The sequence below is a fragment of the Pseudomonas putida genome (assembly GCF_028682455.1).
In the GTDB taxonomy this organism is placed as follows: Bacteria; Pseudomonadota; Gammaproteobacteria; order Pseudomonadales; family Pseudomonadaceae; genus Aquipseudomonas; species Aquipseudomonas putida_AA.
In genome coordinates, this window is sequence record NZ_JANHLD010000004.1 from 350,869 (window position 1) to 371,190 (window position 20,322).

At 62.3% G+C, this 20,322-nt stretch carries 20 protein-coding genes and 2 pseudogenes; 9 read left to right on the forward strand and 13 right to left on the reverse strand.

What is annotated here, in order from left to right; translation table 11 throughout:
* Nucleotides 1–111: 111 nt before the first annotated feature.
* Both NPS58_RS24740 and NPS58_RS24745 read left to right on the forward strand, forming a co-directional pair.
* A complete protein-coding gene (locus NPS58_RS24740) occupies nt 112–570 on the forward strand; it encodes a PAS domain-containing protein (RefSeq protein ID WP_274117880.1) in 459 nt (152 codons plus the stop codon).
* A gap of 73 nt (nt 571–643) precedes the next feature.
* A complete protein-coding gene (locus NPS58_RS24745) occupies nt 644–1,261 on the forward strand; it encodes a hypothetical protein (protein WP_274117881.1) in 618 nt (205 codons plus the stop codon).
* Here NPS58_RS24745 and NPS58_RS24750 read toward each other — a convergent pair.
* Nucleotides 1,246–2,196, reverse strand: a complete 951-nt coding sequence (locus tag NPS58_RS24750) for a MerR family transcriptional regulator (protein WP_274117882.1) — start codon at nt 2,194–2,196, stop codon at nt 1,246–1,248. The two genes, NPS58_RS24745 and NPS58_RS24750, sit on opposite strands and share 16 nt — an antisense overlap.
* A 225-nt stretch (nt 2,197–2,421) precedes the next feature.
* Between NPS58_RS24750 and NPS58_RS24755 the strand changes: the two genes are divergently transcribed.
* Genes NPS58_RS24755 through NPS58_RS24770 form a run of 4 tightly spaced genes read left to right on the forward strand, consistent with a single transcriptional unit; the run spans nt 2,422 to nt 4,397 of the window.
* Nucleotides 2,422–2,991: an antibiotic biosynthesis monooxygenase gene (locus NPS58_RS24755; RefSeq protein ID WP_274117883.1), complete on the forward strand. Its 570-nt coding sequence runs from the start codon at nt 2,422–2,424 to the stop codon at nt 2,989–2,991.
* Between the two features lie 55 nt (nt 2,992–3,046).
* Nucleotides 3,047–3,745: a dihydromonapterin reductase gene (gene folM, locus NPS58_RS24760; RefSeq protein WP_274117884.1), complete on the forward strand. Its 699-nt coding sequence runs from the start codon at nt 3,047–3,049 to the stop codon at nt 3,743–3,745.
* 24 nt (nt 3,746–3,769) lie between these two features.
* Nucleotides 3,770–4,066, forward strand: a complete 297-nt coding sequence (locus NPS58_RS24765) for a DUF1244 domain-containing protein (protein WP_038614644.1) — start codon at nt 3,770–3,772, stop codon at nt 4,064–4,066.
* Nucleotides 4,059–4,397 carry a HopJ type III effector protein gene (locus NPS58_RS24770; protein ID WP_274117885.1) on the forward strand — a complete coding sequence of 113 codons (339 nt, stop codon included), beginning with the start codon at nt 4,059–4,061 and terminating at the stop codon, nt 4,395–4,397. Before NPS58_RS24765 ends, NPS58_RS24770 begins: the two co-directional genes overlap by 8 nt.
* Here NPS58_RS24770 and NPS58_RS24775 read toward each other — a convergent pair.
* The 7 genes and pseudogenes from NPS58_RS24775 to NPS58_RS24800 all read right to left on the reverse strand — a co-directional run bounded on the left by NPS58_RS24775 (nt 4,384) and on the right by NPS58_RS24800 (nt 12,610).
* Nucleotides 4,384–5,331, reverse strand: coding sequence for an alpha/beta hydrolase family protein (locus tag NPS58_RS24775; RefSeq protein WP_274117886.1), 948 nt, complete (start codon nt 5,329–5,331; stop codon nt 4,384–4,386). The genes NPS58_RS24770 and NPS58_RS24775 overlap by 14 nt on opposite strands.
* A gap of 60 nt (nt 5,332–5,391) precedes the next feature.
* On the reverse strand, nt 5,392–6,591 hold the full coding sequence (fabV, locus tag NPS58_RS24780; RefSeq protein WP_274117887.1) for an enoyl-ACP reductase FabV: 1,200 nt from the start codon (nt 6,589–6,591) through the stop codon (nt 5,392–5,394).
* Between the two features lie 167 nt (nt 6,592–6,758).
* Nucleotides 6,759–7,472, reverse strand: coding sequence for a methyl-accepting chemotaxis protein (locus NPS58_RS29700; RefSeq protein WP_425313144.1), 714 nt, complete (start codon nt 7,470–7,472; stop codon nt 6,759–6,761).
* A 141-nt stretch (nt 7,473–7,613) separates the two neighbouring features.
* A pseudogene (locus NPS58_RS29705) lies at nt 7,614–8,756 on the reverse strand (HAMP domain-containing protein); the annotation flags it as partial.
* Nucleotides 8,757–8,944: 188 nt separating this feature from the next.
* Entirely contained in the window at nt 8,945–9,778 is an 834-nt protein-coding gene (ampE, locus tag NPS58_RS24790) for a regulatory signaling modulator protein AmpE (RefSeq protein WP_274117889.1), read from the reverse strand.
* The gene (gene ampD / locus NPS58_RS24795; RefSeq protein WP_274117890.1) at nt 9,775–10,341 is read right to left on the reverse strand and encodes a 1,6-anhydro-N-acetylmuramyl-L-alanine amidase AmpD; all 567 of its coding nucleotides are present in this window, start codon (nt 10,339–10,341) and stop codon (nt 9,775–9,777) included. Before ampD ends, ampE begins: the two co-directional genes overlap by 4 nt.
* A gap of 79 nt (nt 10,342–10,420) precedes the next feature.
* Nucleotides 10,421–12,610: a DUF1631 domain-containing protein gene (locus NPS58_RS24800; protein WP_274117891.1), complete on the reverse strand. Its 2,190-nt coding sequence runs from the start codon at nt 12,608–12,610 to the stop codon at nt 10,421–10,423.
* A gap of 258 nt (nt 12,611–12,868) precedes the next feature.
* Here NPS58_RS24800 and nadC point away from each other — a divergent pair, with 258 nt between their 5' ends.
* Nucleotides 12,869–13,717 (forward strand): carboxylating nicotinate-nucleotide diphosphorylase, encoded by an 849-nt coding sequence (gene nadC, locus NPS58_RS24805; protein WP_274117892.1) that lies wholly within the window; start codon nt 12,869–12,871, stop codon nt 13,715–13,717.
* Nucleotides 13,718–13,801: 84 nt separating this feature from the next.
* On the opposite strand, the gene trxB is transcribed toward nadC, so the two are convergent.
* Together trxB and NPS58_RS24815 are read right to left on the reverse strand one after the other, a co-directional pair.
* Nucleotides 13,802–14,764 (reverse strand): thioredoxin-disulfide reductase, encoded by a 963-nt coding sequence (gene trxB / locus NPS58_RS24810; RefSeq protein ID WP_274117893.1) that lies wholly within the window; start codon nt 14,762–14,764, stop codon nt 13,802–13,804.
* A gap of 119 nt (nt 14,765–14,883) precedes the next feature.
* Nucleotides 14,884–15,483: a peroxiredoxin gene (locus tag NPS58_RS24815; RefSeq protein ID WP_274117894.1), complete on the reverse strand. Its 600-nt coding sequence runs from the start codon at nt 15,481–15,483 to the stop codon at nt 14,884–14,886.
* 266 nt (nt 15,484–15,749) lie between these two features.
* Between NPS58_RS24815 and cysZ the strand changes: the two genes are divergently transcribed.
* Nucleotides 15,750–16,478: a sulfate transporter CysZ gene (gene cysZ / locus NPS58_RS24820; protein ID WP_274117895.1), complete on the forward strand. Its 729-nt coding sequence runs from the start codon at nt 15,750–15,752 to the stop codon at nt 16,476–16,478.
* A gap of 31 nt (nt 16,479–16,509) precedes the next feature.
* On the opposite strand, the gene NPS58_RS24825 is transcribed toward cysZ, so the two are convergent.
* Nucleotides 16,510–17,463 (reverse strand): LysR family transcriptional regulator, encoded by a 954-nt coding sequence (locus tag NPS58_RS24825; protein ID WP_274117896.1) that lies wholly within the window; start codon nt 17,461–17,463, stop codon nt 16,510–16,512.
* A 100-nt stretch (nt 17,464–17,563) separates the two neighbouring features.
* On the opposite strand from NPS58_RS24825, the gene NPS58_RS24830 reads away from it, so the two are divergent.
* Complete coding sequence (locus NPS58_RS24830; protein ID WP_274117897.1) at nt 17,564–18,904, forward strand: amidohydrolase; 1,341 nt, start codon at nt 17,564–17,566, stop codon at nt 18,902–18,904.
* Between the two features lie 23 nt (nt 18,905–18,927).
* Here NPS58_RS24830 and NPS58_RS29710 read toward each other — a convergent pair whose 3' ends face one another.
* Nucleotides 18,928–19,359, reverse strand: a complete 432-nt coding sequence (locus tag NPS58_RS29710; protein ID WP_425313145.1) for a methyl-accepting chemotaxis protein — start codon at nt 19,357–19,359, stop codon at nt 18,928–18,930.
* 114 nt (nt 19,360–19,473) lie between these two features.
* A pseudogene (locus NPS58_RS29715) lies at nt 19,474–20,307 on the reverse strand (PAS domain-containing protein); the annotation flags it as partial.
* Nucleotides 20,308–20,322: the final 15 nt, after the last annotated feature.

Below are 20,322 nucleotides of genomic sequence, written 5' to 3' on the forward strand. Positions count from 1 at the left end.
GATACTAACATCGGACACTGGCAAAAGGCCTCACTCTCCAGGTGTGAGTCCCCGACCAATAAACTAGAATCAGCCGCCGTGCTCGCTCCAATAGACCTTGCGAACTATTCGATGATCAACGCCAAACTGCTGCAACGCATGATTGACGCCTCCAACGATGGCATCGTGGTCGCCGAACAGGAAGGCGACGACGACACCATCCTGATCTACGTGAACCCGGCGTTCGAGCGCCTGACCGGCTACGACGCCAACGATATCCTCTACCGCGACTGCCGCTTCCTGCAGAACGACGACCGTGAGCAGGCGCCCCGCCGCCTGATCCGTGAGGCCATCAAGAGCGGCCAGCCCAGTCGGGAGATCCTGCGCAACTACCGCAAGGACGGCAGTGCCTTCTGGAACGAGCTGTCGATCACCCCGGTGTACAACGAAGCCGACCAGCTCAAGTACTTCATCGGCATCCAGAAAGATGTCAGCCGCCAGGTCGAGGCCGAACAGCGGGTGATCGAACTGGAACGTGAGCTTGCGCAGGCTCGGGCACGCATTGCCGAACTGGAAAGCGACCAACGGTAAAAAACTAAACCACCGTTTGGCTGTCCATCTCGGTGAAGAAATGCATTCACGACTGACATTTTCGAGTTCGATCATGCAAGCAGATGCCCTCCTGACTCAGGATGAGCTGGATTTCATCAGGTCCATGCAGCACACGTCACAGCCCGCGATGGCTGAGCCGGCGTCACGTCTGCTGGTCAATGGCGGCAGCGAGATCAAAGACCTGCTGACCCGGCTGATCGCCCAGGAACAGGTCACCCTGCAGGCACAGTTCGACAATCAGCAAATGACCTTTGCGCTGCAACTGGTCGAAGACGAATTCCACTCCCTGCACCTTCAGCTCGGGGCGCCGAACATCTACGAACAAGGCCCCACGGTCCGGCCATGGCGCTTGACCCTGGACGAACCGGTGGCACTGGAAGACGAGTTGGGCCTGAGTGCAGGCCTGTGGGTACGGGAAATTTCCTTTAAAGGCGTGCTGATCGAAATTCGCGACCAGCCCGAGCCCCCCAAGACCTTCAACCTCTGGTTCACCCCGGCCAACGGTTCGCCGATTGCCCTGCAGGGCGTGCTGCAACGGCGCACCGGCGACAGTCTGGCGGCCTACAACCTCAGCACCACCCAGCCTCAGGAAATCGAACGGCTACGCGAGTTCATCCTCCAGGCCCATCGCCAGGCGCACCCGGAGCTTCACCCTCAGCTATCCAGGTGACCATCCAGGTATTGCTGCAGGCGGCGACGCATCAGGCGTGCCTCGCTGCCAAGGCAAGCCACCTGCGAACCGACCAGGCTGTCCTGAGCCAGGTCCGCCGCCTCCCCCGCCAGTAACAACGGGCACTCCAGTGCCAGGGCCAGGCGTGCCAGGCGCTTGGGCAGGTCCAGCGCCGGCGGGTGGTTGGAGTACAGCACCAGGGCATGGGGCGCCATGTGCTCGCAAACCAGCGCCAACTCCTCCACCGGTTGCCCCAGGCTCAACACCGTCACGGCAATTTCACTGCTACCCAGCAGCAATGCCGCCACCAGCAGCTCCAGTTCCCGGCAATGATCGGGAATGGCCGCCAGCACAACCCTCACCTCCTGCTGCTCTTCGGCCAGTTGCAGGCGCTGCAGCACCCGTCCCCGCAAAAAACCATCGAGAAACAGCCATTCGCTGGTCTGCCCGAAGGCTTCGCGCGTGCTGCGCAGTTCCTGCCACACCGGCATGAGGATGTCCTGGAATGCCACCACCAGTGGATAACTGCCGAATACCTGGCCATACACCTGCCCCAGCCGCCGCTCGTCGAAGGCCCGTACGGCCTGGCGCAGTTGTAGCTGCCACTGCTTGAAATCGTTCTGGAACGCAGGGTTGTGCTGCGGTTCTGCCTGGGTCTTGAGGCTGTGGCTGCGGGCGAGGATCTTGCCGACCTTGCTGACCGCTACCCCCCGCTCGATCCAGCCGAGGATACTGCGCACTTCATCGATATCGGCCTGGGAGTACAGGCGGTGCCCACTTTCGGTGCGCGTGGGCTGGATCAGCCCATACCGGCGCTCCCAAGCTCGCAGGGTGACCGGGTTGATGCCAGTCAGGCGCGACACTTCACGAATGGGAAACAGCTCCTCGTGCTCGAGATCGCCGGGGTTCAACGCAGGCTGGGCAGGTTCGATCATTGCCGGAAAACCACGATTCAAGGGCCAACGGGCATTCTACTCCGGGGGTGGAAACACGACCATTGGCATTTCGGACAGCACGACGTGTTTGCCAGCACTGACGGGTCAGATATTTTCGGCAATAATCCGCGCCCGTTTTTTGCATGCAGCCAGATGCCGCCCATCACCCCGGGCGACATTCCTTGGGCAGGCCACCCGCCACGCCCAGATGCCAGGAGATACACGATGTCTACCCCACCCGTCACCCTGATGGTGACGCGCCGCGGTGCCCAAGGCCGCTATCAGGACCTGATGGCCTGGCTGCACGAAGGCGAACAACTGGCCACCGACTTTACCGGCTACCTGGGCTCGGGCGTGCTTGCGCCGCCTGCGCAAGGCGACGAGTTCCAGATCATCTTCCGCTTCACCAACGAGCAGACCATGCAGGCGTGGGAACACTCTGCCTCGCGCAAGGCCTGGCTCACCCGGGGCAACGGCCTGTTCGAACAACCGCAGGAGTTGCGGGCCAGCGGCCTGGATGGCTGGTTTGGCACCAATCCGGTGCAGCGCCCGCCGCGCTGGAAGCAGGCCGTCGCCATCTGGCTGGCGTTCTTTCCGGTTTCGCTGCTGTTCAACCTGCTGTTCGGCCACTGGCTCGGCGCCCTTGACCTGGTACCACGCATACTGGTCAGCACTTTGGGGCTTACGCCGTTGATGGTGTATCTGTTCATTCCGTTGTCGACCCGCCTGCTGGCCAACTGGCTCAACGCCCCGGCCCGTAGCGCCAGGCCGCAGGGCGCGCGCAATCCAGCCTAGTTCGGGTATGCTGGGGGTTATCCAAGCGAACCAGTGAAAGTTGACCGCCCCCACCATGAAGAGCCCAATTCTTGTCACCGGAGCCAGCCAGCGAGTCGGGCTGGCGCTGGCCCTGAACCTGGCGCAGGCCGGCCATACCGTGGTCAGCGCCAGCCGCAGCAAAAGCCCCGATGCGGCCCACCCCAACATCATCCAGTTCCAGGCCGACCTGTGCCAGGAGCAAGACCGCCTGGCCCTGATCGACCATCTCAAGAGCAACTACGATGGCCTGCGGGCGATCATCCACAACGCCTCGTTGTGGCTCGATGACGACCTGGCCAACCTCAATACCATGTTCAAGCTGCACGTCGAGGCGCCCTACCACCTGAACCTGGCGCTGGGCGAGCAACTGCTGAAACTGGACAAGGCCGATATCATCCACATCTGCGACGAGACCTCTTCGCGCGGCAGCAAGAGCCACATCGGCTATGCCGCCACCAAGGCCGCGCTGCAGAACATGGTGCTGTCGTTCGCCGAAAAATATGCACCGGTGGTGAGGGTCAACGCGATCCTGCCCGGGCTGCTGATCCTCAAGGAAAACAGCGACGAGGCCTACCGCCGGCAAACCCTGAAAAAGGCCCTGCTGGAATTCGAGCCCGGCGCCCAGCCGCTGATCGAGGCGGTGCGGTTCCTGCTCGAAAGCCAGTACAGCACCGGCAGCAACGTCGTGATCAACGGCGGCCGCCACCTGAAGAACCGCATCGCAGTAGACTGAATCGCCCTTGTCACGAGAACGACCATGAACGATCAACAGAAGCTTGAACTCGAAGCCGCCGCCTTCCGCCGGCTGGTTGCCCACCTGGACAGCCGCAAGGATGTGCAGAACATCGACCTGATGAACCTCTCCGGCTTCTGCCGCAACTGCCTGTCCAAGTGGTACAAGGCCGCGGCCGACGAACGCCAGATCGACCTGAGCATGGATGAGGCCCGCGAAGTGGTCTACGGCATGCCGTATGCCGAATGGAAAGCCCAATACCAGAAAGAAGCCAGCGCCGAACAACAGGCGGCGTTCGCCAAAGGAAAGCCTAATGACTGATCTGAACACCCTGCGCCAACGCCTGAACAGCGGCGAGCACCTCTTCGCCGACACCCTGGCATTCATCGCAGCGCACTACGACTACCAGCCCCAAGCCTTCAACAATGGGGGCGTCGAAAACGCCGCCGGGCAGAACGAAGGCTCCTGCAAGACCCTGGGCCTGGCCCTGCTCGAGGGTTTCAGCGATCAGGAAGCCTTGCTGGCCTTCGGCGAGCACTACCGTTCGGTGCTGGCAACGCCCGAGGGCAGCGACCACGCCAACATCCGTGCACTGATCCAGCACGGCCTGGCCGGGGTGAAGTTCGACGCCCAGCCGCTCACCGCTCGCTAAGCGTCACCACGCTGCCTGGCGTACCGTCGGCCAGTTGCCCCTGCTGGAGCCACTGCAGGGCAATTGGCCAAAGCCGGGTTTGGAAGCGATTGTGGAAAAAAGCAAAATGCCCGATCTGCGCTTCATCGATATCCGCAGGGGCGATGCGCAAATGACTTCGCGCACTGGATTCGAAATACCCCAATAGCCGCTCGATGGCCGCCACGGTGCCGAACGGGTCATCGGTCAGGCTGATGGCCAGGGTTTGCGCCTTGACCCTGGCAAACGGCAATTGCCCAAGCGTCTTGCCACTGGGGCGCCGCTCGTAGGCCGCAGTCAGGGTGCTCCAATCCTTCACTACCCCCGCCGGGGTGTCTTCCAGCCAACCCAGCCGCTTGCCGGGAAAATAACCGAACACCCGCGTCAGCAGCGGCATGAGCACATGCCATTTGCCGAACAACTGCCAGCGACTGTCACGGGCGTAATCACGCCAGTAGGCGAACTGTGCCCCCACCGTGACCAGCCTGCGCAACTGGTCGGCCGACGCCGCCAAACCCGCCGCACAACCACCGAAGCTATGACCGACCACATCGATGGGTTGCCCCGGGAACTCGCGGGCGGCGCGTTGCAACATCGCCTCGAAATCCAGGGAGCCCCAGTCGGTCCAGCTGGCCTTGAAATGCCGCATCGATGCCGGGCGCGACACGCCAATGCCGCGATAGTCATAGGTCATGACATCGAAACCATGGCTGAACAGGTATTGGGCAAAGCGGGCGTAGTAGCTGCAACGTACCGAGGTGGCAGCGTTGATGATCACTACCGGGCGGGTGCTGTCCGGCAGGGCATGGCGCCAACTGAAACCACCGAGGGTGTAACCGTCGGCAGCCCGTTCGCGAAAGGCGTGTGCGGTGTTGCTGGAAAGCGGCAGGGGCGGAAAACTTTCGAGGCTGCTCATGTCACGAACCTCAAGCAAATCGCCGCCCCTGCACAAGCGGGAGCGGCGATGACGGGGTACTTACAGTTCGATGCAGTCGAACTTCACGTCAGTGGCCACGTCGGCGTCGTAGTCCACATCCTGGCGCGTGAAGCCGAACAGCTTGAGGAACTCGCGCTTGTAGTCCTCGTAGTCGGTCGCGGTGAACAGGTTTTCGGTGGTCACGGTTGGCCACAGTGCCTTGCAGGCGTCCTGCACGTCATCGCGCAGTTCCCAGTCGTCCAGGCGCAGGCGACCTTCTTCGTCCAGCGCCGCCGGCGCGCCATCGGCCCGGTACAGGCGGTCACGGAACAAGCGGTCCAGTTGCTCGATGGTGCCTTCGTGAACACCCTTTTCCTTCATGATCTTGAAGACCATCGACAGGTACAGCGGCATCACCGGAATGGCGGAGCTGGCCTGGGTCACCACCGACTTGAGTACCGCGACATTGGCACCACCGCCCACCTTGCTGTTCAGTCGCTTGGCGGTTTCGTCCAGGTCTTGCTTGGCCTTGCCCAGCGCGCCGTGCCAGTAGATCGGCCAGGTGATTTCGGTACCGATGTAGCTGAAGGCCACGGTGCGCGCTTGTGGCGCCAGTACGCCGGCACCGTCCAGGGCGTCGATCCACAGCTGCCAGTCCTGTCCGCCCATCACGGTCACGGTATCGGCGATTTCCTGCTCGGTCGCAGGCTCGATGGACGCTTCGATGATGGTGTCTTTGTTGGTGTCGATGGCGGTCGACTTGTACGGCTGGCCGATAGGCTTGAGCGCCGAGCGTACCAGTTCACCGGTCTGCGGCAGCTTGCGCACCGGCGATGCCAGCGAGTAGACCACCAGGTCGACCTGGCCGCCCATTTCGTTCTTGATCAGTTCGATCACCTTGGCGCGGGCTTCGTCGGAGAAGGCGTCACCGTTGATCGACTTGCTGTACAGGCCTTCGGCCTTGGCGAACTTGTCGAAGGCTGCAGCGTTGTACCAGCCAGCGGTACCCGGCTTGGTCTCGGTGCCCGGCTTCTCGAAGAACACGCCCAGGGTATCGGCGCCAAAACCGAAGGCGGCGGTGATGCGAGCCGCCAGGCCGTAGCCGCTGGATGCACCGATGACCAGGACCTTCTTCGGACCATCCTTGCGCACGCCCTGTTTGCGGGTGGCTTCGATCTGATCACGTACGTTGAGCTCGCAACCGGTCGGGTGCGTAGTGGTGCAGATAAAACCGCGAACTTTAGGATGGATGATGGCCAATGTCTGTACCTCGTCAGTGAATTTGCTGAGGGAGCCGAATCGCGGGGACTCGAGGTTCCGTTGCTGTGAGGGTGAGACTACACCCGCGGCGTTGCCGACACATCCGGCTCCCTGGAATCCTTCAGGGCGCTACTTTGTCACAGCGTGGAAAAGTTCAGCAACATCACTCACACCCTGAATGCACCGATCAAGCGCTTGAGTTCCATCACCTGGGCTGACAGCTGGCGGCTGGCGTCCTCGGTCTGGTGCGCGCCCTGGGTGGTGTGTTCCGCTGCCCGGTTGATCTCGACGATGTTCTGGTCGATGTCCTGGGCCACTGCCGTCTGTTGCTCTACCGCAGCGGCAATCTGCTGGTTCTGGTCGACGATACTGCCCACCGCGCCGAGGATGTTCTCCAGCGCCTGCTGCACCTGCTGCGACTGACCGACCGTACCCGCCGCCACCTGGTGACTGGCGTCCATCGCCTTGACCGCCGCACCGACGCCGCCCTGCAGGCGCGAGATCATTTGCTCGATTTCCTCGGTCGACTGCTGGGTACGCTTGGCCAGGGTACGGACTTCATCGGCCACCACGGCAAACCCACGACCCTGCTCCCCGGCCCGAGCCGCCTCGATAGCGGCATTGAGGGCCAACAGGTTGGTCTGCTCGGCGATGCTCTTGATCACCTCCAGTACCCGGCTGATAGCCTGGCTGTCACTGGCCAACTGGTGGATCACCGCCACCGACTGGTCGATTTCCCCGGCCAGGCGGGCAATATTGCCCTGCTGGGACTCCACCAGGCCGCGCCCGCTGACGGTCTCCTGGTTCACGCTGTGGGCGCTGTTGACCGCCGCCGCTGCACTGCGCGCCACCTCCTGGGCAGTGGCCGACATCTGGTTCATGGCCGTGGCCACTTGCTCGATCTGCCCGCGCTGGCCACTGACCGCCTGGTTGCTGCGTGCCGACACCGCATGCACTTGCTCGGCCTGGCGCTCGACCTCGACCACGGTGTGGCCGACCTGCTCGATCAGGTCATGAATCCGCTGCACGGTGCCATTGAACACCTGCCCCAGTTCCCCCAGCTCATCGCGACTGCTGGGCCGGAAATTCACCGTCATGTCGCCCGCGGCGACCTTGTCCATCACTGCGCCAAGGGAAGTAAGCGTGTCGCGAGTCGAGGCGTAGAAGCCGCCGTAGAGGTAGACGATCAACAAGAAGACGCAGGCCAGGGCCGACACCAGCAGGATCATGTGCAGGCGATGCTCGGCAAGACGCTCCTGCAACAGCTGATTGAGGAACTCGCCTGTCGCCGTGTTCAATGCGTAGGTCTGTGCCATCAGGTCGCTGACTTGCTGGTAGAACGCCGGCCAAGGGGCGTCCAGGGTATCGGCAACCACAACCTGTTCTTCGAACAACTCACCGGCCTGCTTGAGCGAAGCCTGGCTGCGCTGGGCCAGGCTGCCCAGGGTAGCCTGGGCGCCGGGCTCGGTGGCCAGGGCGTCCTGGAGCTTGAGCGCATAGTCGGCAGCCAGTTTATCCAGGCGCTGCAGCAAATCTTCAAAACGGGTACTGACCGCCGAGTTGAGATAACCCTGCCCCAGCGAATACGCCCCCATTGCCCGCCCCTCGCCCAGCGCCTGGGTGACTTCGGGAGTAACCGTGGTCATCAGTTCGCTGAGTTGGCGGACGGCCGAATCGCTGTCCTGATTGAGCCCCGCCTGGCTGGCAATCATCTTGCTCAGCACCTGGGCCTGGCCCAGCAGCTTGTCCAGCATGGCGACCTTGCTCTGCAGCGACGACTCTGCCTGGACAGCCTTCAGTTGCGAAAGCATTTCGTCACGCGCGGCGTGAAAGTCCCGGGCCTGCTCTTCATCGGCGACTACGGCCGAAAGCCCCGAAACCCGGCCCTGGACGTGTTGTTCGAGGCTGGCGATCTGCGCCTCGACGTCTTTGGCCTTGCCCGACTGCCCGAGCACCGCATTGATCTGCACCAGGTTGCCGAGAGTTTCCAGGTCGCCACGCAAGGCCAGGCTGTTGCCTAGCAATTCCAGACTCTGCAGCTCGACCTGGGTGGCATGGAACTGGCGATAGGAGTCGCGGACCAGGTAATAGTTGGTCACCAGCATGGGCAGGAAAAACAGAATACTGATCAGGCTGAACTTCATCCCGAAGCTCAGTCGATTCATCAGCGCGATGGCCGGATACAACAGGCTCTTCAAGGGTGCACCCTCCGATTCTTATTGTTATTGCGCGCACAATGGCACTAGGCCACCGATGGTCATCACCGGCACCTGTATAACGTATATCGGAAGGGGGTTTTGTAACTTAAGGTAAACGCCCGCGGGGCGGACCAATGGCCGCCCCGCAAGCGGCCTCAGCCAAGCACCGTCCACAGGGCAAAACAGGCATACCAGAGCACCGCCGAGCGCAGCAACAGCTCCCACAGCGAGTCCAGCCCGACCAGGCCATCGGGGCCTGCCCCGGTGTTGGCGGGCATGTCCCCCGCCACCTGGCCTACCGAGGCAATCAGCCGGGAGGCGGTAATGTTCCAGTTGAGCAGTTCATGCAGCATGACCCGGCTCACGGCGACAAAATTGCCCACCAGCGCAAAGCTCACGCCCAGCACCCGTACCGGTGCCCAGTCGAAGGCATGACGCAATTGCTGGGCGCGCTCCTGCAACGCCGGTTGACGGGCGTGCTCGGCCGTCAGCGCCAGCAAGCGATAGGCCAGCGCAGCGGCGGGCCCCAGCAGCACATACCAGAAAATGACCGCAAAAAAACTCTGGTAGGCCTGCCACAGCAAATGCCCCTGGACCCGTTCGAGCAAGGATTGGGCGCTATCGCCCGTCACGCCCAGGTCGCGTTCGGCCACATGCACAGCCGCTTGCTCGTCGCCACGTCGCCAGGCATCGCGAAAGGGCCCCAGGGAGGCCTTCACATCGCCTCGGCCGAGGCTGTATATGAGCACCAGCAAATGCACCGGCAGCGCCAACAACCCATAGGCGACCGGCTCGAGCACATGGGTCAGCAAGGCCAGCAGCGCCACCGGCAGCAGCACCAGAATCGCCAGCACCCACCAGGGATGGCTTTTACCGTTGCGCTCCAGGCGAGCCAATTCGCTGCGGAAAAAACCATCGCGCTGCAGTCGCTGGCGCAGGGCCGAGAACTTCTCGAACCACAACACCAGTAACAACACCAGAAAAGTCATGATCTGTCCTCGTTGTCCTTGAGGGCCGCACGGTAGCGCGGCCAGTCGAATGCCTGGCCAGGGTCGGTCTTGCGACCCGGGGCAATGTCGCTGTGGCCTTGAATCCGCTGTGGGCCGATGGCGGGCCAGGCCGCCTGGATCTGCCGGGTCAATCGCTCGAGCACGTGGTATTGGGCATCGGTAAAGGGCAACTCGTCGGTGCCTTCAAGCTCGATGCCAATGGAGAAGTCGTTGCAGGCCTGGCGCCCGTCGAAGCACGAAACCCCGGCGTGCCAGGCACGGTCCAGGCAGGAGACGAACTGGGTGACCTTGCCGTCGCGTTCGATGAAGAAATGCGCCGACACCCGTAAATCCTTGATGCCGTCGAAATAGGGGTGTTCGTTGGGGTCCAGGCGATTCTGGAAAAACGCCTGGACCTTGCCGGTGCCGAACTGCGCAGGCGGCAGGCTGATGTTGTGAATCACCAGCAGGGAGATGACCTCACCCTCGGGGCGGGTGTTGAAGTTCGGCGAGGGGCAATGGGTGACACCGGCGAACCAGCCTGTAGCGCGGTCCAGTTGCATAGAAAATCCTGAGGCACGAGAGCACTGCCCCAGTATGCCCCGAGGCGGTGCGGGATGCATCGTTAAAACACCATCGAGGCTAGCGAGCCTGGGCGAGGCGCAGTTGGCTGACCACCGAGTCCAGCGCGCGATCGAACAGCAGCGTGTCATCCAGCGGGCGCACATCGCCACGGCCCAGGGCAACCGCCAGCGCCATGCGCGAATAGTCACGCACCTTCATACCGGTGCGATTGACGAAGATGAACCGGTCGGTGCTGTCGATCTGTGCGATGAGCTTGCAACGCTGCACGTCGCCGTCCTCCGTCAACTCGACCCAGCTGCCGATTCGCAAGCGCTGCACCTGCAGCAAGGCCGGATCATCATCGGCCAGGTGTACCAGGCCGTGCGCGGGCGCCGGGTGTTCGGGGTTGGCGAGGACAATCTCATCGAGCACCAGCACTCGCTCGATAGCTTCGCCGTGGCGGGTGAACGGTGCATCGAACGCCTGGACATGCAGGGCTTCGAGCTGGGCGAAGAATTCGCTGGTAGCAAAGGGATCGAAGGCGGCACTGGCCAGGCCTTCGCGCAAGGCCTTGAGCAGGCCGGGCACGACTGCCAGCAGGCGCTGGGCGGCGTCGTCCTCGTCATGCGGCTCGACGCTCCAGATCAAGGTATCCATGGTCTCCAGGCCCCCGACCCACTGGGCCGAGCTGTCGCCATGCTTAAGGCAGGCCAGCAGCAACACCTGGCTCCAGGCTTCTTCGAGCAGGCGCACCACCACCCGCGGCAGGGTTTTGCCGAGCAGGCGTCGGTTCAGTTCCTGTTGCACCCGCTGGCGCGCCAGTTGGGCCCGGGCCCGCCCCTCCTCGGCATCGCGGGTACGTTGTTCGAGCAGCTCGTTGCGTCGCCGTTCATCACTGTTGAAGGCAAGGAATTCGGCCAGCAAGTCGGAAAAAATCGCCGGGTCGTCGACAAAGTCGCTGAGCAACCGCTGGACGATCTTTTCCACCCGCGGGTACAGGGCGTCGCGCTGACAGTCGTCACCGGCATCCCAGCCCATGGCGGCGGTGGCGATCTCGTTGAGCAGGCGTCGGGCCGGGTGGCTGCTGCGGCTGAAAAAACGCTTGTCGAGCACCGCGACCTTGAGCAGCGGAATCTGCATGCGGCCGATCAATACGCGCAGTGAATGCGGCAGGTTGTGGTCGACCAGAATGAAGTCGAAGAGCATGCCGATCAGGTTGATCACATCCTCATCGACCCCTTCGACCTTGCGGTAGGTCCCGCTCTTGACACTGACCCGGGTGAGCAACTGCTCAAGCTGCTGATGCAGGTCGAAGTCATCCACCTGCGGGGTGGGCGGCACATAGTGCTGCAGATGCGAGAGCAAGCGCAGCAAGTCGCGGGTGCTGATCGGCTGCACCGCATTGCCGGCCTCGAGCCGCGGCGCGACCCGACCACGGACCCGCGACAGCAAGCATTGCAGGGCGCTGAACACGGCTTGCTCGTTGGCATCCAGGGTGGCACCCAGGCGTTCGTCGCCCTCCTGGTTGGCCGGGTCGCTGCGACTGGAAGCGCTGCGGTCCTCGACACGGCGACGGGGCACCGACTTGAGTTCAGGCAGGATGCCGGTGGCCACCAGTAGCTGGTTGGCTTCGCCGTACAACTGGTCGGCGTCCTGCAGCACATAGCGCTCGAACAGCTTGAGGATGATCAGCTTGACCTTGATGCCAACCCCCAGGTTGCGCCCGGCCTGGAGAAAATACTCGCAGAGCATGGCCGGCCCCAGTGGATTGCTCCGGTCATCCAGGGCCTGCCTGGTCAGGGCCGCGAAGCGCAAGGTCAACTGGTTGAGGGCAAAGCCATCGCGGGCCAGCACCCGGGCAACCATGGCATCCAGGGCCACCGTGCGCTCAAGTTCATCGTTGGCTACCAGCACCAGCTTGTCATAGCCGCTACCGGGGGGCGCCAGCGGCATCGGGTCGGTCTGGCTGAGGCGCACGAATGCCTGGTAGAAGCGATCGAGGTAGCCGCGCTCGATGTTCTTGCGCTTGAGGCGCAGGTCGCGCATGGCTTCGAAGAGGTAGTTCTGCTCACTGTTGCTGGCAGCCTTGTCGGCCATCTCGAACAGGGTGTCGTCGGCATTGTCGAACAACGCCTGCAAGCCCTGGCGCAGGTGCAGGGCAGCCTTGTCACGCACTTGCAGGAGCACCACGGGCAGACGAGCAAGCGGCGCGCTGTGCGCCTGTTCGATGGAGGCCGTGATCGGCACCACCTTCCCGTCTTTGTGCATCCCGGACTCCTTGCTGGGTGAAAATGTGAAATGAATCGATAAATCGTCAAAGCTATGACGCCAAATACAAGTCGCATTATCTGGCAAAAACTGGACACTCGCCAGTTCAGGCAGTGTCTTCGGTGGTGCGAGTGGTGATAGACCGGCTAGCGCGCCAAAAGCTCATTTGGCCTGACCAAAGGTCAAGCTTGCCGTGCTTGCTGCAAGCGCGCCCCACCCTGCCCTATAATCCCGGGCACTTAGCTTGTGGAGCTCGCCATGCCGAATTTACGCCTCGCCGACCTGACCGCCGAAATCGAAGCCAACGTGCGCCGTGCGTTGCTTGAAGACGTGGGCAGTGGCGACATCACCGCCCAACTGATCCCGGCCGAGCGCCTGGCCAAGGCCACCATCATTACCCGCGATGATTGCGTGATCGCCGGCACCGCCTGGGTCGATGCGGTGTTCCGCCAGCTCGATCCGCGGGTGGCGGTGCATTGGCAGGTCAAGGATGGTGAGCGGGCCAAGGCCAACCAGCCGCTGTTTCACCTCGAAGGCCCGGCCCGTTCGTTGCTGACCGGCGAGCGCAGCGCGCTGAATTTCCTGCAGCTGCTTTCGGGTGTGGCCACCCACGCACAGTTTTTGGCCGACAAAGTGGCCGACACCCAGGTCAAGCTGCTCGACACCCGCAAGACCCTGCCCGGCCTGCGCCTGGCGCAGAAGTACGCGGTGACTTGCGGCGGCTGCCACAACCACCGCATCGGCCTGTTCGATGCCTTCCTGATCAAGGAAAACCACATCGCTGCCAGCGGCGGCATTGCCCAGGCCATCAGCGCAGCCCGGCGCATCGCCCCCGGCAAACCGGTAGAAGTCGAAGTGGAAAGCCTGGACGAATTGAAGGAAGCGCTGGAGGCCGGTGCCGATATCGTCATGCTCGACGAGCTGAGCCTGGACGACATGCGCGAAGCGGTACGCCTGAATGCCGGCAAGGCCAAGCTCGAGGCCAGCGGCGGCGTCAATGAAAGCACCCTGCGGGTGATTGCCGAGACGGGCGTGGACTACATCTCGATCGGTGCCATGACCAAGGATGTCAAGGCGGTGGACCTGTCCATGCGCTTGAGCCTCTGAGGTTTACCGCAGGCAAAAAAAATCGCGGGGCAAGCCCGCTCCCACAGGTCTTGTGGGAGCGGGCTTGCCCCGCGATCATTTCAATTACAGCGAAGCGTTCTGCAGACCATCCAGGTAACGCTCGACATCCAGCGCGGCCATGCAGCCGGCACCCGCCGAGGTGATGGCCTGGCGGTAGACGTGGTCAGCCACGTCGCCAGCGGCGAACACGCCTTCGACGTTGGTGGCGGTGGCGTTGCCGTCACGGCCGCCGTTGACCACCAGGTAGCCGTCCTTGAGGGTCAGTTGGCCTTCGAACAGTGAGGTGTTCGGCGTGTGGCCAATGGCGATGAACACGCCGTCGACCTTGATTTCGTCGAAGCTGCCATCGTTGTTCTTCAGGCGCGCACCGGTCACGCCCATGTCATCGCCCAGGACTTCGTCCAGGTTGGCGTTGAGCTTGAGCTCGATCTTGCCTTCGGCCACACGGGCGTTGAGCTTGTCGACCAGGATCTTCTCGGCACGGAAGGTCTCGCGGCGGTGAACCAGGGTGACCTTGCTGGCGATATTGGCCAGGTACAGGGCTTCTTCGACAGCGGTGTTGCCGCCACCCACCACAGCCACAGGCTTGTTGCGGTAGAAGAAACCGTCGCAGGTCGCGCAGGCGGAAACGCCCTTGCCCATGAAGCTCTCTTCCGACGGCAGGCCCAGGTAACGTGCACTGGCGCCGGTGGCGATGATCAGTGCATCGCAGGTGTAGGTGGCGCTGTCGCCCTTGAGGGTGAACGGCTTGCTGGCCAGGTCTACGGCATTGATGTGATCGAACACCACTTCGGTCTCGAAGCGCTCGGCGTGTTCCTGCATACGCTGCATCAGCGCAGGACCGGTCAGGCCGTGGGCGTCGCCCGGCCAGTTGTCGACTTCAGTGGTGGTGGTCAGCTGGCCGCCAGCCTGCATGCCGGTGATCAGCAGCGGCTTGAGGTTGGCACGGGCGGCATAGACCGCAGCGCTGTAACCGGCAGGGCCGGAACCCAGGATAATCACTCGCGAATGACGTACTTCAGACATGACGCTCTCCTGTCGAGGCGGGCAATCACATGCCCGCTTCTGGAATAAAAAAGAACCTGCGAAGCACTTGGGGAAGGCTTTGGGTCGCAGGTCCTGAAAAACGTTGAAGCGCAGCGGCCTTACAGGCTGTTGGCGTTCTCGGCCAGGTAGTCGGCAACGCCCTTGGCGTCAGCCTTCATGCCTTTCTGGCCTGGACGCCAGCCGGCTGGGCAGACTTCGCCGTGCTGTTCGGTGAACTGCAGGGCTTCGACCAGGCGGATCATCTCGTCGACTTCACGACCCAGCGGCAGGTTGTTCACCACCTGGTGCTGAACCACACCTTGCTGGTCGATCAGGAACGAGGCACGCAGGGCCACGCCAGCTTCGTGCTCGATACCGTAGGCACGGGTGATCTCGTGGGTCACGTCGGCCACCATGGTGAACTCGACTTCGCCGATACCGCCCTTCTCTACCGGCGTATTGCGCCAGGCGTAGTGAGTGAACTGCGAGTCGATGGACACACCCACCACCTCGACACCCAACTCACGGAATTTATCCATGCGATTGTTGTGAGCGATGATTTCCGACGGGCAGACGAAGGTGAAGTCCAGCGGCCAGAAGAACAGCACGACGTATTTGCCGCGCAGGGAAGAAAGCTTGAAGCTGTCGACGATCGAACCGTCGCCCAGTACCGCCGCCGCATCGAAATCAGGGGCTTGCTTGTTGACCAGAATGCTCATGAAAACTCCTTGAAGAAGTGAATTCGAAGGCGTTGAAAAGTTGTGCGCACTTTAGCGAGGCCGCAGAGATTAAGGAAATATCCTTAGACAATCCACCTTATAGGCCGGCTCTATTTATCGTTAAAGACTACAGGTGTTTGTCTATGAGGCCTTACAACGGCAGCCGCCGAGGTTTTGTTACAGCCCGTGTCCCGCTTTGCGCTGCGCTTTCGCCGACCGCCCAAACTCGGTAAGGTCAGCGCGTTTTCTTTCACCCGGAGCCCTATATGCAAGCCCCTGTCCTCTCTGGCCCTCAGTACCTGCGCGAAGGACTGAAACTGGTCCTGAGCCCGAGCCTGCGCCTGTTCGTGTTGCTGCCCCTGGCGGTCAACCTGCTGCTGTTCGTCGGCCTGATCTACTTTGCCGGTCATCAGTTCAGCCTCTGGGTCGATTCACTGATGCCCAGCCTGCCGAGCTGGCTGAGCTTCCTGAGCTATGTGCTATGGCCGCTGTTCGTGGTCCTGGTGGCGCTGATGGTGTTTTTCACCTTCACCATGCTGGCCAACGTCATTGCCGCGCCGTTCAATGGTTTTCTGGCTGAAAAGGTCGAAGTGGTGGTGCGTGGCACCGATGACTTCCCGGCATTCAGCTGGGCCGAACTGATGGCCATGGTGCCCCGCACCCTGGGGCGTGAAATGCGCAAGCTGGGGTACTTCCTGCCCCGGGCGCTTGGCCTGTTCATCCTCTCGCTGATCCCGGTGGTCAATATCATCGCGGCGCCGCTGTGGCTGTTGTTCGGTATCTGGATGATGGCCATCCAGTACATCGACTACCCGGCCGACAACCACAAGATGAGCTGGCAGGACATGCTCGCCTGGCTGCGCGAAAAGCGCTGGCAGAGCCTGGGCTTTGGCGGCTCGGTGTACCTGGTGCTGATGGTGCCCTTCCTCAACATCCTGATGATGCCGGCGGCCGTGGCCGGGGCCACCCTGTTCTGGGTGCGCGAACGCCAGTAGGAGCGGGCTTGCCCCGCGATTGCGGTGTGTATCAGTCGCCCTGCATCGCGGGGCAAGCCGCTCCTGCGGTAATCAGCTCGATGGCCTGGCGGGCGATCGGCGACAGGGTCCGGCCGGCATGGCAGACAATCGCACTGGCAATGTTGCAGCCACCCCCGGGGAATCCAGGCTGCAACAAGGCCCCCACATCACGCATCGCACCGCTGCGCAGGTCACCTTCCAGCCAGGCTCGCCAGGTGAACAACAACGAGTCACTGCCCAGGGTCGTGGAACGCAACAACTGAAGGTCGTTGCAGCCCAGGGCCAAGGGCGCACTCGTCCCCTCGGGCAGGTCCAGCAAGTCACGCAGGCGCACCGGCGCCACCTCGTCGAACAGTACCGAACTCCACGGGTACTCCAGCAGTTGCTCGCGGGTCACCGGCCCCCGCTGCCGTACCAGCGGATGGTCGCCACGGCAGAAGATCGATGTAGGCTCGGCAGGTAAGGGCGTGATGTTGAAGCGCGGATCGGACAAACGCCCCGGGTCGCAGGTGTAGGCGACAAAGAATTCGATCTGTTCCTGCTCCAGCTGCTGGGTCAGGTGGTGCCAGTGGTTGACCTCGACCTTCATCACCAGTTTGGGAATCCGTGTGCGCAACACGGTCAGCGTATTGGCCAGGTACAGATTGGCGGCCATCATCCCCGCACCGAAATTCAGCTCGCCGCCATCGGCCTGGGCGATGTGGTTGGCCTCGGCCACCAGGCGCCTGGCACTGCCCAGCAACTCCCGCCCCCTGGCCAGCAATTGGCGCCCCGCAGCGGTAAGCCTGACGGAGCGGGTGTCGCGATCGAAAAGACGCACTCCAAGATCGGCCTCCAGCGTCTGGATGCTGCGGCTGAAGGCAGTCTGGGACAGGTTGGCGCGTTCGGCGGCACGGGAGAAGTGCAGCTCCTCGCTGAGCAACACCAGGTGACGGATGCGCTTCAGATCGATTGAGTCAGCCACTGCATTAATTCCTGGTTACTTTTGCATTGGACGCACAAGGCATAGATACACAGACTGACCCGGCCGTGCAACAAATCCTACAAGTACAAGGAATTACGCCATGCCCTTGCGTCCTCAGCAGAGCCTGTTTGCTCTTGCCTGCCTCGCCGCCTTTTCGGCACATGCCACCCCCACCGACGTGAAAACCCGTATCGACGCCCTGGTCAAACAGGACGAGGCGCAGATGATCGAGCAGTTCAAGCACCTGCACCGCAATCCCGAACTTGCCTTTCAGGAAAAGGAAACCGCCGCCCAGGTGGCCAAGGCCCTCAAGGCCCAGGGATTCGAGGTCAAGACTGCCATCGGTACCACCGGCGTGGTGGGTATATTGCGTAACGGACCGGGGCCGGTGGTGATGTACCGGGCCGACATGGACGCCCTGCCGATCAAGGAAGCCACCGGCCTGCCCTACCAGAGCACCAAGGTCACGCCCTGGCTCGACAACCCCAGCCAGGCGGTGATGCATGCCTGTGGCCACGATGCCCACACCACCTGGCTGATGGAGGTGGCCAAGGTCATGGTCCAGCTCAAGGACCAGTGGTCCGGCACCCTGGTGCTGGTGGCGCAACCGGCGGAAGAATTGCTCGAGGGAGCCACCGCCATGGTCAACAACGGGCTCTATGACTTCGCGCCCAAACCCGATGTGCTGGTAGCTGCCCATGTTTCACCGGTGTACCCGGCCGACAGCGTCGGCTTGCGCGAAGGGCCCCGCCTGGCCGGCACCGACCAGATCGACGTAGTGCTGCCAGGTGTCGGTGGCCACGGCTCCACGCCCCATGTCACCAAAGACCCGGTGGTGATGGGCGCCATGGCGGTGTTGGGTTACCAGACCATCATCAGCCGCATGCTCGACCAGTCAAAACCAGCCGTGCTCACCGTCGGCGCCTTCCAGGCCGGTGTGAACAACAACATCATCCCGGTCAGCGCCACGCTCAAGCTCAACCTGCGCTGGTACGACGAGAAGGTGCGCGAACGGATGATCGCCGGGATCAAGTCGGTCACCCAGGGCGTGCTGGTCATGAACGACATGCCGGCCGACTATCAGCCCCAATACACCATGAAGGGCTACTCCACCCCGGTGGTCAACGGCAAGGAGCAGACCGAAGTGGCCCAGGCCGCGCTGGTGCAGCAACTGGGCGCCGACAAAGTGCTGCCGGGCGTACCGCCGCTGATGGGCTCGGAGGATTTCCACATGCTCGCCAGCCCCTACCCCGACACCAAAGTGCTGTTCATCGAGGTGGGCTCGGGCAAGCCCGATGTCTACAAGAACATGGTCGAGAAAAAGCAGCTGCCAGCAGCCATGAATCACACCCCGGGCTTTGTCGTCGAGCTGCCCGCCATCGCTACCGGGGTGCGGGCCGTCACTGCGTCGCTGACGGCGTTCTTCAATCAGCCACACTAAAGACCAGCGGTGGTCGGCAGTCTTCAGCCCCCCAGCTGGCTGGAGAACTGCCCCACCGCATTGACCACCTTCTTGGCGCCGTCCTGGATCTCGACAATCACCGTGCCGGTCTGCCCGGCCAGGCTCAGGCCCTGTTCGGCCTGGCGCTTGCTGCTGTCGATGATGTCCACGGCAGCCTTGGCCAATTGCTCATTCTGCTGCACCACCCGGGCAATTTCCTCGGTGGCGGTGCTGGTACGTGACGCCAGTTGCCGCACTTCGTCGGCAACCACTGCAAAGCCACGCCCCTGCTCACCGGCCCGGGCCGCCTCGATCGCCGCGTTGAGCGCCAGCAGGTTGGTTTGCCCGGCAATGTCGCTGATGGTCTTGATGATCGAGCCGATGACCTGGGACTGTTTATCCAGCGCCTCGATACCGTTGGCCGCCTCTTGCATGCAGGCCTCCAGGCCACGCATCACCTCGACGGTCTGGGTCACCACATCGGTGGCCTTGCGGGCGCTGGCGTCGGTCTCGACCGAAGTGCTGTAGGCGATATCCGCAGCCTCGGCCACAGCGATTTCCTGATTGACCTGCTCGGTGATCACGGTGGCGAACTTGACCACTTTATAGAGCACGTCATGGGCGTCGATGATCGGGTTGTAGGACGCCTCCAGCCAGACCACTCGACCGTGGGCATCGACCCGCTTGAAGCGTTCGGCAACGAACTCCCCGCGACGCAATTGATCCCAGAACGCCTGGTAGGCGCTGGAGTTGTACTCCTCTGGCTCGCAGAACATGCGATGGTGCTTGCCCACCACCTGCTCCAGGCGATAGCCCATGGTCTGCAGGAAGCGGTCGTTGGCGGTCAGCACTTCGCCCTGCAGGTTGAACTCGATAACTGCCGTGGAGCGCATCAGGGCCTTGATCAGGCTCTCGTGCTCGCGGGAGGTTTCGATAGTGCGGGTCAGGTCGCTGGAATGCAGGGTGAAGTACTTGATTCGTCCTTCGCTGTTTTTCACCGGCTGCAGGATCGAACGCAACCAGGCTTCCTCACCATTGCCACGCATCAACCGAAACGCGCCGTTGAGATGCTCGCCACGGGTGATGGCGTTGCGCATGCGCTGGTAGAAATCCAGCTGCTTGACGTGCACCGGCACGATCTCTTCGATGTTGCGACCGAGCAACTGATGGCTGCTGTACAGCATCTCTTTCTCGAAATTGCCATTGACCGACTCGATTCGCCCCTGGGGGTCGAGCTGCAAGACCAGCATCTCGCTGTCGAGGCTGCTCTTGACCTGTTCGATGGACAGCAGGTCTTCGCGCAGCTGCAGGTTTTCTTTTTTCAGTTTGCTGTTGAACATCAACGCTCTCCTGGAGCGAAATCGATCATTCGAATGCTTCTGCATCGGCTGATCGCCCAGCATTCTTGAGTACCCACG